Here is a 13,903-nt window from a genome sequence, read left to right on the forward strand (position 1 = left end):
GATACCAAACTGCCTCAGGGTAGTGATAACAATAAAAACTCGCTTTGGAGGACACCATGCAAGATCGTATAAGTCAGCTTTGTCTGGCCGGTTCGCTGCTTTTCATCAGCAGCTCAGTCTTTGCCAGCACACCTGGCACCCCCAACATCAGCTGGATGCCAAGCCAGTTCGAGCTGCAAAATGGCACTGTTACCATCCCAGTGCAATGGGATATGTGGTGGGGCACCAATGGCAATAAGTGGACATTGCTGAAAAATGACAGCGCTGTCTACAGTGCCGCCTTAACACCAAATGGCCAGCAAGCACAAAGTGGCCAGGCCAATTTAACGCTGACTCAGCCGGGTAACTACCAACTGCAAGTTCAGCTTTGTCTGGTAACCGATGGTACCGAGAACTGTCAGGCCAGCGGCATTACCACCATTCAGGTCAGTGGGAGTGGTGGCTCGGATCCAGTGGACCCTGTGGATCCAGTTGATCCGGTAGACCCGGTTGATCCCGGTCCAGTCAATCCTGCAGCTCCGGCAAAACCGGTGATTGCCTGGCTGGACAACAACCAAAGCCTGACCAATGGCAGCGCCAGCTTTACCATCAGCTGGAATATGTGGTGGGGCACGAACGGCAATCTGTGGCAATTAAAACAGGATGATACGGTGATTCACAGTGCTTCACTAACGCCAAGTGGCCAACAGGCGCAAAGTGGCAGTGTGCAGGTCAATGTCGGCCAAACCGGCCAGTACCAATACAGGGTTAGCCTCTGCCAGCAAAGCAGCTCCGCCCTACTCTGCACCGACAGTGATGCCACCACCGTCTCCGTCTCCGCAAGCTCAGGTGGCGGTGGCGGCGGTGGCACCAATCCGGATTTTGATCCCTGGACCGATCTTGATATGACCTACTGGCCGCACCCACTCAAAGAGCGCAACCGCAGCTACCAGAACACCACAGGCAAAAAGGTAGCCGCTTACTTCGTGGAATGGGGCATCTATGGTCGCAACTACCATGTGGCGGATATCCCGGCCGAGAATCTAACCCATATCTACTATGGCTTTATTCCAGTCTGTGGCCCGAATGAATCGCTGCGTCAGGCCAATCCGGAAGGCTATGCCGCCTTAAATGCCCAGTGTCAGGGCAAGCCCGATTACAGCGTGGTGGTGCACGACAAATTTGCCGCGCTGGAAAAATCCTACCCGGGTGATCGCTGGGATCAGCCCATTCGCGGTATTTTTGCCGAACTGTACCGGCTGAAGCGAGCCCACCCTGAGGTTAAAATTCTGCCATCGGTGGGCGGCTGGACGCTGTCTGATCCCCTGTACGACATAGGGGTTGATCCAGCCGCCAGAGCCGTCTTTATCGACTCGATGATCGACTTTATCCGCACCTATGATTTCTTTGATGGCATCGATATCGACTGGGAATTCCCTGGAGGCGGTGGCGCTTTGCCTGAGCTTGGCAGCCCACAAGACGGGGCCGGCTTTGCCATCCTGATGCGCGAATTGCGGGAAGCGTTGGATGCACTTAGCCTGGAAACAGGCCGCGAGTACGAGCTGGCAGCCGCTATGAGCGGCGGTGTGCAAAAGCTCAGTGTGGTCGATTGGGAAGATGCGCACCCGTACATGGATTTCATTAATCTGATGACCTATGACTACTACGGTGCCTGGAGCGGTACCCTGGGCCATATGACCGGCTTGTACCCATCCGACAACTCGCCCATTGCCGGCTTCTCCGCCGATGAAGCGGTGCAGTACCTGCTGAACCGTGGCGTACCGGCAGAAAAAATTGCGCTGGGTGCCGCCATGTATGGTCGCGGCTGGACCAACGTCAGTGGTGTAGTGGATGGCAACCCCTTTACCGGCATAGGCGGCGATGGCATCACCGGCGGTTGGGAACGCGGCATCATGGATTACAAAGCCATTGAAGCTGACTTTATGGGTGGACCTGAGGCCAGTGGCATCAACGGCTTTACCGTGGGCTGGGACGATGAAGCCAAAGCCAGCTATGTCTGGAACCCCGCCACCAACACCCTGATCAGCCTGGATACCAAACGCTCGGTACGGGAAAAAGGCAGTTACATCCTGCAGCATCAGCTGGGCGGTATTTTCGCCTGGGAAATTGATGCCGATAACGGCGCCATTCTGAACTCGATGCATCAGGGGTTAGGCCACTCAGAGCAATAACCCAATATAAGCCGCAGCCCGCGTTTCAGCGGGCTTTATCACATTCAGAATAATGAGAACGAACGATGAAACCTATTCCATACGCATTAACCAGCCTGGCGGCATTGCTCAGTGCATCCGCTTTGGGCTACGACTGCAGCGCACTCCCAACCTGGCAGGATGCCACAGCCTACTCCAGCGGTACTGAAGTACAACAACAGCAACAGGCCTACCGTGCCAACTGGTGGACTCAGGGCCAAAGTCCAGCCCAGCATTCCGGTCCCTGGCAGGAGTGGACGCCACTTGGCCAGTGTGATGGCACTGAGCCGGTTGATCCTGTAGACCCCGTTGACCCGGTTGACCCGGTCGATCCAGTGGACCCCGTTGATCCAGTAGACCCGATAGACCCCGTCGACCCAGTTGATCCGGTGGACCCAGTGGATCCGGTAGAGCCCCACCCAGGCGATACCCCCTGTCGGCCAGATGGTCTCTACCAAACCCCCGGGCTGGAAGTGCCCTACTGCAGCATCTACGATGAGCTGGGCATCGAGATCATCAGTCCGGATCACCCACGGCGTATCATTGGCTACTTCACCAGCTGGCGTCATGGCAAAAACGATCAACCCGCTTATCTGGCCTCCGATATCCCCTGGTCAAAGATAACCCATATTAACTACGCCTTTGCCCATGTCGACAGCAACCACCGTATTTCGGTCGGCGATGTCACCGATCCGAACAACAGTTCGACCGGTATGAGCTGGCCCGATGTACCAGGTGCCGAGCTGGATCCAAATCTGCCCTATCAGGGACATTTCAATCTGCTGAACCGCTACAAAGCCGAACACCCCCATGTCAAAACGCTGATTGCAGTCGGTGGCTGGGCAGAAACCGGTGGTTACTTTGATGCCCATGGTGATCGCATTGCCAGTGGTGGCTTTTACAGCATGACCACCAAGCCGGATGGCAGCATCAATCATGCGGGGATCCATACTTTTGCCGAGTCGGCGGTTGCGTTTTTACGTCAGTACCAGTTCGATGGCCTCGACATCGACTACGAGTACCCGACCAGCATGACGGACGCCGGCAATCCGGACGATTTCCATATTGCCAATCCGCTACGGGGCAGCCTGAATGCCTCTTTTGTTGAGCTAATGCGGGTACTGCGTCAGTATCTGGACGAAGCCAGCGTTGAAGATGGTGTGCATTACCAGCTGACCATGGCGGTGCCCTCATCGGCTTATCTGCTGCGCGGTATGGAAGTGTTTGACGCCTTGCAGTACCTCGATTTCATCAATGTAATGAGCTACGACCTGCATGGCTCCTGGAATCAGTTTGTCGGCCCTAATGCCGCCTTGTTTGATACCGGCGAAGATGCCGAGCTGGTGGCCTGGAATTACTACAATGCCGCTCAGTACCAACAATTGGGTTACCTGAACACCGACTGGGCCTTCCATTACTACCGCGGCGCCCTGCCGGCTGGCCGTATCAACATTGGCATCCCCTACTACAGCCGGGGCTGGCAACGGGTGCAAGGCGGCCATCATGGCCTCTGGGGCACTGCATCCTTACCGGATCAAAGCCAATGCCCACCGGGCACCGGTGGCAGCACCGTCAGCCGCTGTGGCGATGGCGCCGTCGGCATTGATAATCTCTGGCACGATGTGGATACCCAGGGCCAGGAAATCCCGGCCGGTTCCAATCCCTTGTGGCATTTACGCAACCTGCAGCAAGGCATTGTCGGCTCCTACCTGGAGGATTATGGGCTGGATCCGGCCACCAACCCGGCACACCAGTTGATTGGCAGCTACCAGCATCACTACGAGCCAGTCGCAGTGGCGCCCTGGCTGTGGAATGATGAGAAAAAGGTTTTCTTATCGATTGAAGACGAGCTCAGCATTGCCACCAAGGCGCAGTACGTGATTGATCAACAAATTGGCGGCGTGATGTTCTGGGAGCTGGCCGGCGATTACAGCTGGCACAGCGATCGTGGCGAGTATTTCTTTGGCGATACCCTGACCTCGATTTTCTACCACAGCTTCCAATCGGCCCCTGCTTATGGTCATCTGCGCTCCGAGCTGCCGCTGTCGGAGCAGGCCATCGATCTGCGCTTTACCATTGATAACTTTAAACTGGGCGATCAAAACTTTCCCATCAACCCCACCCTGACGCTGACCAATCACAGCCAGCTGACCATTCCCGGTGGCAGTGCCATCAGCTTTTCGGTGCCCACCGCCATTCCGGATAGCCTGAGCGATCAAAGTGGTTTCGGCTTAAGCGTCATCGACAGTGGCCGCAATGCCAGTGGCAACAACATTGGTGGCTTGCAGCACCCCTTTCATCGGGCCGAGTTCAGCATCCCGGGCTTTGCCAGCCTGGCACCGGGTGAAAGCCTGGAGCTGACCTTAAATTACCAGTTGCCAATGCCTACCCCAACCGGCTGGCGCATTGAACTGGCTGGCGAGGTGTATGCCTTCAGCCAGGAATACCCGCAGCTGCCGCAGCTGACCGAACTGCCTGGCGATCCGGGCAATGGCGATCCAGGCAATGGTGGCCCGGGTGAAGGCTGTGGTGGCATCAGCCCTATCCACCCCTGGCCGCAATGGCCACAGACCGACTGGGCCGGCCATCCAAGTCATGCCCTCGGCGGTGATCACCTGTCGTATCAGGGTCGTGTTTATCGCGCTAACTGGTGGACCAATTCAGTGCCTGGCTCCGATGGCAGCTGGGCCCTGATTTGTAGCCTGTAACAACACGAAAAAACCAACAGCGGGGCCTGGCCCCGCATTACAACCATAAGGAGACACTCCATGAACCATGTCATCACCCATTCCCGTCGATTGCTGGCCATCGCCACCTTGCTGGCCAGCCCCGCCTTGCTGGCGCACGGCTACGTCGAATACCCCAAGGCCCGTCAGCAAATCTGTAAAGAAGATGGCGGCTACTGGTGGCCGGCCGATGGCTCCGGCGTACCGAACCTGGCCTGCCGCGCGGCTTTTCAGCAATCCGGTGGCTACATGTATACCCAGCACCACGAATTTGCCATCAATATCCGTGATTACCACAACATGGCGGCAGTGCGGGCCGCCATTCCTAATGGTACTCTGTGCGCGGCGAATGATGATCGTAAAGCCGGCATGAACATCGCGTCCGGTCACTGGCAAAAAACCGAAATCAATCTGGCGCAAACCCCGGTGTTGCCGGTGCGTTTTCGGGCCACCACGCCGCACAACCCAAGCTTCTGGCAGTTTTACCTGACCAAGCCCGGTATTGATCCGGCGGCCCGTCCGCTGCACTGGGAAGACTTAGACTTGATTTATGAGACTGGCAATACGCCGGCCGAAGCCGGCTATTACCTGTTTGACGTGCCCTTGCCAGCGGATAGAAGCGGACCGGCGATTCTCTATACCCGCTGGCAACGCAACGATGTGGTCGGTGAAGGGTTTTACAACTGCTCGGATCTGCTCTTTACCGGCGGTGGTGGCGGTACCGATCCGGTCGACCCACCGCCAAGCTGGTTTGATAAAGGTGCTTTTGTTGATTTGCAAATCCCGGTCGCGGCAGGCGATAGCGCCCAGCTTCGGGTGTTTGACAGCCAGGGCCAGGAATTGCTGGACCAAAGCTGGACCATCACAGCCGCTCAGTTACCGCAGCAATGGGCCTTTGATCTTGCCAATGAAGTCAATGCCCAGCACGGCTCACTGATCCAGATTGGGGTGCTCAGCAACAACAGCGTACAGCTTAGCCCGGATTTAGCCAGCAACCGTTTCTTCGTATCGGATAACAGCTACTTTGTGAATCTGGATATCCGGGCCGGTGAAACCGACCCTATTCCGGATGATTGCCAGGGGCATGATCCGGCCACAGCTCCGGCCTATCCGAACTGGCCACAAAACGACTGGGCTGGTAACCCAAGTCATGCTGTGAATGGCGATCTGATGCAATACCAACAGGTGCTGTACCGCGCCAACTGGTGGACTCAGTCGACACCAGGCTCGGATGAGAGCTGGACCTCAATCTGCTCGTTCTGATGCACCCTGCCCGCAGCAGGCAGCCGGATCAATTGATGCACCTGGATCCGTCTGCCTTGCTGCGGATACGCCGTAAAGCGGCCACGAACCCGTACCTGCTGCCCGACTAAATCGTGCAGCAGCTCATCCGGTATAATGCCTACCCGGTTTTGCTGCTTATCTTCCAGCCAGTGGTGCAAGGGGTCATCAAAACGCTGCACCAGCCCTTCGACCACCAGCACATGGCCATGAAAACGTTCTGGCTCATCCGCCAGCTTGGCAATCGGCACTTCCAGTACCGCATCGCTGCAACTGCTGAGCAGCCATAGCACCAGCACAGTTTGCAGTACTCGACCTATCCGTTGCATGGGTTTGTTCTCCCAATAAGCAAAAACCCGCGCCAGCGCGGGTTTTCAATCACAGCCTTAGCCCAGCCAGACCCGGGCGTTGCGGAACATCCGCATCCAGGGGCTGTCTTCTTGCCAGTCATCCGGATGCCAGGAGTTGGCCACGGTGCGGAATACCCGCTCCGGGTGCGGCATCATAATGGTAGCGCGGCCATCACGGCTGGTTAAAGCGGTGATACCGGCCGGTGAGCCATTCGGGTTGGCCGGGTACTGCTCAGTGACGCGGCCGAAGTTATCCAGATAGCGCAAAGCTACGGTGCCACTGTCGTTGGCCGCGGCAAAGGCTTGCTGATTGGCAAATTCGGCATGGCCTTCCCCGTGCGAGACCGCAATCGGCATGCGCGAACCGGCCATGCCGCTGAAGAACAGCGATGGCGTTTCCTGCACTTCCACCAGGCTAAAGCGTGCTTCAAAGCGCTCGGACTTGTTGCGCACAAAGTGTGGCCACAGCTCGGCGCCCGGGATCAGGCTTTTCAGGTTCGACATCATCTGACAGCCGTTGCACACCCCGAGCGAGAAGGTATTGTCACGCTGAAAGAAAGCCGCGAACTGATCGCGCGCCTGCGCATTGAACAAGATGGACTTGGCCCAGCCTTCACCGGCACCCAGTACATCGCCGTAGGAGAAACCGCCGCAAGCCACCAGGCCATCGAAGTCGCTCAATTGACGACGACCAGACAGAATATCGCTCATATGCACATCGATGGCGCTAAACCCAGCCCGGTTAAAGGCTGCGGCCATTTCCTGATGCGAGTTCACACCCTGCTCACGCAAAATAGCCACTTTGGGCGCAGCGCCTTTGGCAATGTAAGGCGCGGCAATATCGGCATTCAGATCAAAGGTCAAACGGGTGCTCAGGCCAGGATCGGCCTGATCGGCTTTGGCAGCAAATTCCTGCTGGGCGCAATCCGGGTTGTCCCGCATCGCCTGCATCTGATAGGTGGTTTCGGCCCAGATGCAGCGCAGTGTGGTGCGGCTTTGCTGATACACCAGGGCATTGCCACGACGCACCAGAATATCGTCGCTGTTGCTGACACGACCCAGCAGATGGCTGCAAGCCGCCAGCTGATGATCCGCCAGCACTTGCTGCACATGCGCCAGCTTGTCGTTGCTGACTTGCAGCACAGCGCCCAGCTCTTCGCTAAACAGCACCGCCAAATCATCCTGACCCAGCGCTGCGATATCCACCTCGAAACCAGCCTTACCGGCAAAGGCCATTTCGGCCAGTGTCAGCAATAAACCACCGTCGGAGCGGTCGTGGTAGGCCAGAATTTGCTGCTCACGCACCAGTTGCTGCATGGCATCAAAGAAGTGTTGCAGCAGCTCTGGCGACGCCAGATCCGGCACTTCCTGGCCCAGTTGCTGGTACACCTGCGCCAGACAAGACGCGCCCAGGCGGTTTTGGCCCTGGCCCAAATCAATCAGCAGCAGGCTGCTGTCACCGCAGTCGGTGCGAAGCTGTGGCGTCACGGTTTTGCGAATGTCTTCTACCCGGCCAAAAGCAGTGATCACCAGGGACAAAGGTGAGGTAACGGCTTTTTGCTCGCCATCTTGTTGCCACTGGGTTTTCATCGACATCGAGTCTTTACCCACTGGGATGGTCAGGCCAAGCGCCGGACACAGCTCCTCACCAATGACTTTCACCGCCTGGTACAAACCGGCATCTTCACCCGGGTGACCGGCTGCGGCCATCCAGTTGGCGGAGAGTTTAATGCGTTTCAGTTCACCGATATCGGTGGCGGCAATGTTGGTGATGGCTTCGGCCACCGCCATGCGGGCAGAGGCGCCAAAATCCAGCAAGGCCAGCGGGGTGCGCTCGCCCATCGACATGGCTTCGCCGTGGTAGCTGTCGTACGACGCCGCCGTCACCGCACAGTTGGCCACCGGCACCTGCCAGGGACCAACCATCTGATCGCGCGCCACCAAACCGGTCACGGAGCGATCGCCAATGGTGATCAGGAAAGTTTTCTCAGCAATGGTCGGTAAACGCAGCAACCGCTCGGTGGCATCGGCCACAGTCACGTTATCCAGCTGCAACGGCTCACCCGCAGTCTGGCTGCTTTGCACATCACGGTGCATCTTCGGCGCTTTACCCAGTAATACATTGAGTGGCAAATCAATCGGCGTGTTGCCAAAATGCTGATCCGACAGCACCAGCTGCTGTTCGGCAGTGGCTTCCCCCACCACCGCATAAGGGGCGCGCTCACGGCGGCAAATGTCTTCAAACACCGCCAGACGCTCGGGCGGGATCGCCATCACATAACGTTCCTGCGACTCGTTGCACCAGATTTGCAGTGGCGACATGCCCGGCTCATCGTTCGGTACTTTGCGCAGCTCAAAACGGCCACCGACGCCGCCATCGTTCACCAGCTCCGGGAAGGCATTGGATAAACCACCGGCACCGACATCATGGATAAAGCAAATCGGGTTGGCATCGCCCAGCTGCCAGCAGCGGTCGATCACTTCCTGACAGCGGCGTTCGATTTCCGGGTTTTCCCGTTGCACCGAAGCGAAATCCAAATCTTCCGCCGACTGACCGGACGCCACCGAAGAAGCAGCACCACCGCCCAAACCGATGTTCATCGCCGGGCCACCCAGCACCACCAGCTTAGAGCCTGGTTTCATCTCGCCTTTTTGCACATGATCTGCACGGATATTGCCCAAACCACCGGCCAGCATAATCGGCTTGTGGTAACCACGCACTTCCACGCCATTGTGGCTGTTGACCTGTTGCTCGTAAGTACGGAAATAACCGACCAGATTGGGCCGGCCAAATTCGTTGTTAAAGGCAGCCCCGCCCAATGGGCCTTCCAGCATAATGTCCATCGCATTGACAATGCGGCTTGGCTTGCCAAAATCGGTTTCCCACGGCTGTTCAAAGCCCGGAATACGCAAGTTCGATACAGAAAAACCAACCAGGCCGGCTTTGGGCTTGGCCCCCACACCGGTCGCACCTTCGTCTCGGATCTCGCCGCCAGAGCCGGTGGCCGCGCCCGGGTAAGGAGAAATGGCGGTTGGGTGGTTGTGGGTTTCTACCTTCATCAGAATGTGGATCGGCTCGTGATGGTAGTTGTATTCCTGGGTGGTTGCATCCGGGAAGAAACGACCGGCTTCCGAGCCAATCATCACAGCGGCATTGTCTTTGTAGGCCGACAGCACGTAATCCGGGGTCTGCTCAAAGGTGTTTTTGATCATCTTGAACAGCGACTTGGGCTGTTGCTGGCCATCGATGGTCCAGTCGGCATTGAAAATTTTATGCCGGCAATGCTCGGAGTTGGCCTGGGCAAACATGTAGAGTTCAATGTCGTTCGGGTTGCGGCCCAGCTGCTGGAAGTTGCTGACCAGATAATCGATTTCATCGTCGGCCAGTGCCAGCCCCATGCTCTGGTTAGCCTCGACCAGGGCGTCACGGCCACCGGCCAGTATATCCACCGAGCTGAGTGGTGCCGGCTCACCGTGCAGGAACAATTGCTCGGCAGCTTCCAGACTATCAAACACCGCTTCCATCATCCGATCGTGCAGCAGGGCTTGTAACTCTGTCTGCTGGCTGATGGTCAGGGTTTCGCTGCTTTCAATGTAGTACGCAATGCCACGCTCCAACCGCACCACCGACGACAAGCCACAGTTGTGGGCGATATCAGTCGCTTTCGACGACCAGGGCGAAATGGTGCCTGGCCGTGGTGTCACCAGCAGCATCAAACCCTGCGGGGCATGACTGGCCAGCGCCGGGCCATAGGTCAGCAGTTGTTCCAGCGTATGCTGCTGCTCGGCAGACAAAGGGGCACTTAGCTCGGCAAAATGCATAAACTCAGCGTAAATCTCCGTAACCGGCAGCGCCAGTCGCTGGCATTGGTCCATCAGTTTGCGGATTCGAAAGTCTGACAGTGCAGGTGCACCACGCAGGATCAACATAGGCTTTTTTCCGTTGGTTGAACGACGAGGAATTTGAGCGCGCTATTATAAAGAAATTTGCTGTCTAGGGATAGAGCAGCAACTGGGCGGCATTTGCCGATCAATGCTCAGGATGATGATAGGAAATCCGTTCGCATGCACGGGGTTTGTTGACGCTCTCCCAGTGGCAGACTTTTCGTGACATTTGTCGTTGTTGCTTAATACTCGCTGGGCGATATGAGCAACAGCACAAAACACTGGATGCATTGACAGTAAAAGTAAAATACCTGTAAATAAGTTACTTGCATGGAAAATCCCCGCTTTCTCCATTAGAAGCGTTCTAAAGTGTAATTAAATTGTTGATTATGATGCATGAGTTCGATAGATTGGGGAAATTTGGAAAAAGATAGAAAGGAAAACCCCGCGAAGAAAGAAGGGATTTTCCAAACTATTAAGCTGTTAGCTGCACGAGGACTCCATGTTCGAATCCCATAACAAGTACACAATATTAACTTACTGGACTCTTGCTCTGAGCAGCGTTGTCGGTTTTGTAGTTATGGGTATGTTGATTCCCAGCGCTACGCAAAACCAAACGCTCTTGATGTACATTTTAATATCTGTCCTCAGCGTTATGTTGCTTCTAAATACATATCTAGCTTATAAGGTCTTTAAGCGTAGTGTTTTTGCATTAAAGTGGTGTCTTTGGTTATACGGTTTGCAGATTATAGGCTTTGAGACGGCTAATTGGGGTTTCAGCTTAATATTTGGATTACAAATAAATATCTCATGGGCAATCGGAGAATCAAGTCTTACTATTAATTTAATGGCTATCATAATTTGGTTTTTAGTATTCAAAGCTCTTCGTAGCGTAAATGCAGCTAACAAGTTAAGCCAGCAGGACGCCGCGAGCGGCGCCGCTGCTTAAAGCGTTATATTTTTAAAGAGTAAAATCATGAGAGTAATTCCAATATTTTTTATTGTCTTGCTTGTTGGCTGTAGCATGCCACCTAAAACAGCGGATGAATTTAAAACATCAAGATACGCACCACTAAAATTTGAAGCTGACCTGAAGGTTGATAAAGCCTTTCAATTGTTAATAGATGAATATGCAAAATGCTATCAGGTTAGCAACTCGACAATGATCCCCGTTGGTGGTGCTTTTATTGGCTCACATGAGTCTAAAACAGTTGAAGCAAGCCAGCTTACAGACCGTAGTTATCAAATCGCTGTAAAAAGAAGAGTTAACTTCCACAGCTGGTATGAAAGGATGATTGAGTTGCTCAGTGAAAATGGCACACAAACTAAAATAACAGTTTACCAACTACCAGCGTACGACTCGAAAAACAAAACAACGATAGAGCGCTTTTTGTCTGGAGAAAAAGTCTCAATCTGTGAGAATTAAATATAACAATCAAATTTTATCGCCAGCAAAAAGCGCTGGCTGTGACGTCAACCCGCTGCGCGGCTTTCCGCGCTAAATTTGGGCGTTAGCGGTCATTAAGGCATTTGCATCATGACTAAACATTTGTCTGATTCCTCAGAGCAAAGAGAAGCCGAAAGCCATATGCTTTGTGAGCTTGAGAAAAAGTTAGATTTACATTTTGACCAAGGGGCTAGGCTTCCTGTAAGTGTAGGTGTTCAACCTGATGCGATTGATCTTCAAAATAAAGTGGTAGTCGAAGTTTATGCGCGTGTTGGAGCAGTTAAAGGAGCTCAACTTCACAAAATTAAAGGTGACGTGCTAAAGCTCGCACTAATAGGTAAGGAGCTGGGATCAGATTGGCGAAAAATAATGTGCTTTGCTTCCGATAGTGCAGCAGGTTATGTACAAGGAAAATCTTGGGTGGCAGAAGCAGCAAAAGTTTTTGGTATTGAGATTCATGTTGTTGCTTTATCTTCTGAACTGCAAGCTAAAGTAATGGCAGCACAAACACGGCAAAAAATGGTTAACCCGACATGACCGCTAACAAGACGCTATTGTCGCCACTATCGTGGCTGGGACGGCTTACGCTGCGCTCCAGCCGCCCCAAAGCTTTGCGTTAAGTTTTTGAGAGGGTTCGGTGATTATCAGGGAAATGGAAGAGCAGGATCTCGCAGCTGTCAGCGCAACTTGCATGGCTTCGTTTTCGCAGTCTGTTGCGGACACATTGTCTGAGGAAGGGGTTTCAACGTTTTCCAAAATTGCTGCGAGTAGCGCCTTTCTTGAGAGAATGAAGGGCGACAATTTGATACTTGTCGCAGAAATCGATGGAAAAATTGAAGGCGTGATCGAGCTCAAAGAAGGGCGTCATGTTGCAATGCTTTTTATTAGCCCTGAACGGCAGAAAGAAGGCACTGGTAGAGCGCTGCTTTCATCAGCACTGAATTATGCAAAGGTTGATATTGTTACTGTAAGCGCGTCCTTGTCTTCAGTGCCCGCGTATGAGAAGTATGGGTTTGAGTGTAAGGGCGAAACGGGAAAATCGGCAGGTTTGGTCTATCAGCCTATGGAGATTAAACTTAACAAGGCAATGCACGCGACAAGCGCGTGATGGCAGCGTTAGGAGACTTGATGGATATAACATTTGTACGCTCTAAAAACCTCAGAAGAGCGGCTAATTTTACCTTTGACAATATGCGAGTTTACTACGAGCAATTTGCTCCGGAGTGGGACGCGTCAAAGGTGTATGAAGTTACTGCTGAACTTGAAAACTATGACATCATTTATAAGCAAGAAGTCGTAGGAGTCATGCGCTTGCAATTTGACAATGATTGCTGTGTCTTAAGAGACCTTCAGGTTATCTCATCGGCGCAAAATAAAGGAATCGGACAGGTCGCAATACAAGAAGCTAAAAATCTTACTTTAAATGCAGATCTAAGTAGACTTGCATTAAGGGTATTAAAAATTAGCCCAGCGGTCAGTCTCTACCAAAGGAATGGTTTTGTTACACAAAGCGAAGATGAACGTTTTTTCAATATGGAAGCGGAAGTTTCCTAACAAGGCGCTGTTGTCGCCACTATCGTGGCTGGGACGGCTTACGCTGCGCTCCAGCCGCCCCAAAGCTTTGCGTTAGGTAGATACTGTGATTTTCAGTCGTTTTGAACGAAGCTCTGTTGATGAAATGAAGAGTATTCTCATTTCAGACAGTACTTTAAGCGTAAAAGATAAAGTGCAGTTGGAAAAGATGATTGCTCGATTAGATGCTAAAAAGTCACCATATCTCAGTGATTACGAAATTCATCAACTCAAACAAAAAGAAATCGATATAAGACAATCGCGGATATTTGTTTTGATAACTTGGTCAATATCTATTATCGCAGTTATATATTTCGGTGCTCTTCCTGGTCGGACTGGAATGATATACTGGTCTCAAGAGCCAGGCTTGTTTATAACATGTTTAGTCATCTGGATTTCTGTAGGGGTGTATTTTTATGCTAACAGTGAAGACACCTAACAAGTTGCTTAATT

At 53.5% G+C, this 13,903-nt stretch carries 10 protein-coding genes; 8 read left to right on the top strand and 2 right to left on the bottom strand.

Features of this window, described 5'->3' with window-relative positions; translation table 11 throughout:
• The first annotated feature begins 56 nt into the window (after positions 1-56).
• From BLW37_RS16845 to BLW37_RS16855, 3 genes are all read left to right on the top strand, one after another.
• Positions 57-2,171 (top strand): glycosyl hydrolase family 18 protein, encoded by a 2,115-nt coding sequence (locus BLW37_RS16845; RefSeq protein ID WP_091344975.1) that lies wholly within the window; start codon positions 57-59, stop codon positions 2,169-2,171.
• Between the two features lie 65 nt (positions 2,172-2,236).
• Positions 2,237-4,897: a glycosyl hydrolase family 18 protein gene (locus BLW37_RS16850; protein WP_091344977.1), complete on the top strand. Its 2,661-nt coding sequence runs from the start codon at positions 2,237-2,239 to the stop codon at positions 4,895-4,897.
• Positions 4,898-4,957: 60 nt separating this feature from the next.
• A complete protein-coding gene (locus tag BLW37_RS16855) occupies positions 4,958-6,178 on the top strand; it encodes a lytic polysaccharide monooxygenase (RefSeq protein ID WP_091344979.1) in 1,221 nt (406 codons plus the stop codon).
• On the opposite strand, the gene BLW37_RS16860 is transcribed toward BLW37_RS16855, so the two are convergent.
• Positions 6,127-6,525, bottom strand: coding sequence for a hypothetical protein (locus BLW37_RS16860; RefSeq protein ID WP_091344981.1), 399 nt, complete (start codon positions 6,523-6,525; stop codon positions 6,127-6,129). The genes BLW37_RS16855 and BLW37_RS16860 overlap by 52 nt on opposite strands.
• Before the next feature lie 57 nt (positions 6,526-6,582).
• Positions 6,583-10,476 (bottom strand): phosphoribosylformylglycinamidine synthase, encoded by a 3,894-nt coding sequence (purL, locus tag BLW37_RS16865; RefSeq protein WP_091344983.1) that lies wholly within the window; start codon positions 10,474-10,476, stop codon positions 6,583-6,585.
• Positions 10,477-11,407: 931 nt separating this feature from the next.
• Between purL and BLW37_RS16875 the strand changes: the two genes are divergently transcribed.
• The 5 genes from BLW37_RS16875 (at position 11,408) to BLW37_RS16895 (ending at position 13,889) form a co-directional block, all read left to right on the top strand.
• Complete coding sequence (locus BLW37_RS16875; RefSeq protein ID WP_139243744.1) at positions 11,408-11,857, top strand: hypothetical protein; 450 nt, start codon at positions 11,408-11,410, stop codon at positions 11,855-11,857.
• Positions 11,858-11,968: 111 nt separating this feature from the next.
• Positions 11,969-12,415 carry a hypothetical protein gene (locus BLW37_RS16880; RefSeq protein WP_091344987.1) on the top strand — a complete coding sequence of 149 codons (447 nt, stop codon included), beginning with the start codon at positions 11,969-11,971 and terminating at the stop codon, positions 12,413-12,415.
• A 115-nt stretch (positions 12,416-12,530) separates the two neighbouring features.
• Complete coding sequence (locus tag BLW37_RS16885; protein ID WP_091344989.1) at positions 12,531-12,986, top strand: GNAT family N-acetyltransferase; 456 nt, start codon at positions 12,531-12,533, stop codon at positions 12,984-12,986.
• 20 nt (positions 12,987-13,006) lie between these two features.
• Positions 13,007-13,432: a GNAT family N-acetyltransferase gene (locus BLW37_RS16890; RefSeq protein WP_091345000.1), complete on the top strand. Its 426-nt coding sequence runs from the start codon at positions 13,007-13,009 to the stop codon at positions 13,430-13,432.
• Between the two features lie 85 nt (positions 13,433-13,517).
• Positions 13,518-13,889, top strand: a complete 372-nt coding sequence (locus BLW37_RS16895; RefSeq protein ID WP_139243731.1) for a hypothetical protein — start codon at positions 13,518-13,520, stop codon at positions 13,887-13,889.
• The last annotated feature ends 14 nt before the right edge of the window (positions 13,890-13,903 follow it).

It is taken from the genome of Alkalimonas amylolytica, assembly GCF_900107845.1.
In the GTDB taxonomy this organism is placed as follows: domain Bacteria; phylum Pseudomonadota; class Gammaproteobacteria; order Enterobacterales; family Alteromonadaceae; genus Alkalimonas; species Alkalimonas amylolytica.

Bases quoted from the DNA above. Each gene is read 5' to 3' on its own strand.
- BLW37_RS16845 (WP_091344975.1), top strand. From the start codon at position 57: ATGCAAGATCGTATAAGTCAGCTTTGTCTGGCCGGTTCGCTGCTTTTC.
- BLW37_RS16850 (WP_091344977.1), top strand. From the start codon at position 2,237: ATGAAACCTATTCCATACGCATTAACCAGCCTGGCGGCATTGCTCAGT.
- BLW37_RS16855 (WP_091344979.1), top strand. From the start codon at position 4,958: ATGAACCATGTCATCACCCATTCCCGTCGATTGCTGGCCATCGCCACC.
- BLW37_RS16860 (WP_091344981.1), bottom strand. From the start codon at position 6,525: ATGCAACGGATAGGTCGAGTACTGCAAACTGTGCTGGTGCTATGGCTG.
- purL (WP_091344983.1), bottom strand. From the start codon at position 10,476: ATGTTGATCCTGCGTGGTGCACCTGCACTGTCAGACTTTCGAATCCGC.
- BLW37_RS16875 (WP_139243744.1), top strand. From the start codon at position 11,408: ATGAGAGTAATTCCAATATTTTTTATTGTCTTGCTTGTTGGCTGTAGC.
- BLW37_RS16880 (WP_091344987.1), top strand. From the start codon at position 11,969: ATGACTAAACATTTGTCTGATTCCTCAGAGCAAAGAGAAGCCGAAAGC.
- BLW37_RS16885 (WP_091344989.1), top strand. From the start codon at position 12,531: ATGGAAGAGCAGGATCTCGCAGCTGTCAGCGCAACTTGCATGGCTTCG.
- BLW37_RS16890 (WP_091345000.1), top strand. From the start codon at position 13,007: ATGGATATAACATTTGTACGCTCTAAAAACCTCAGAAGAGCGGCTAAT.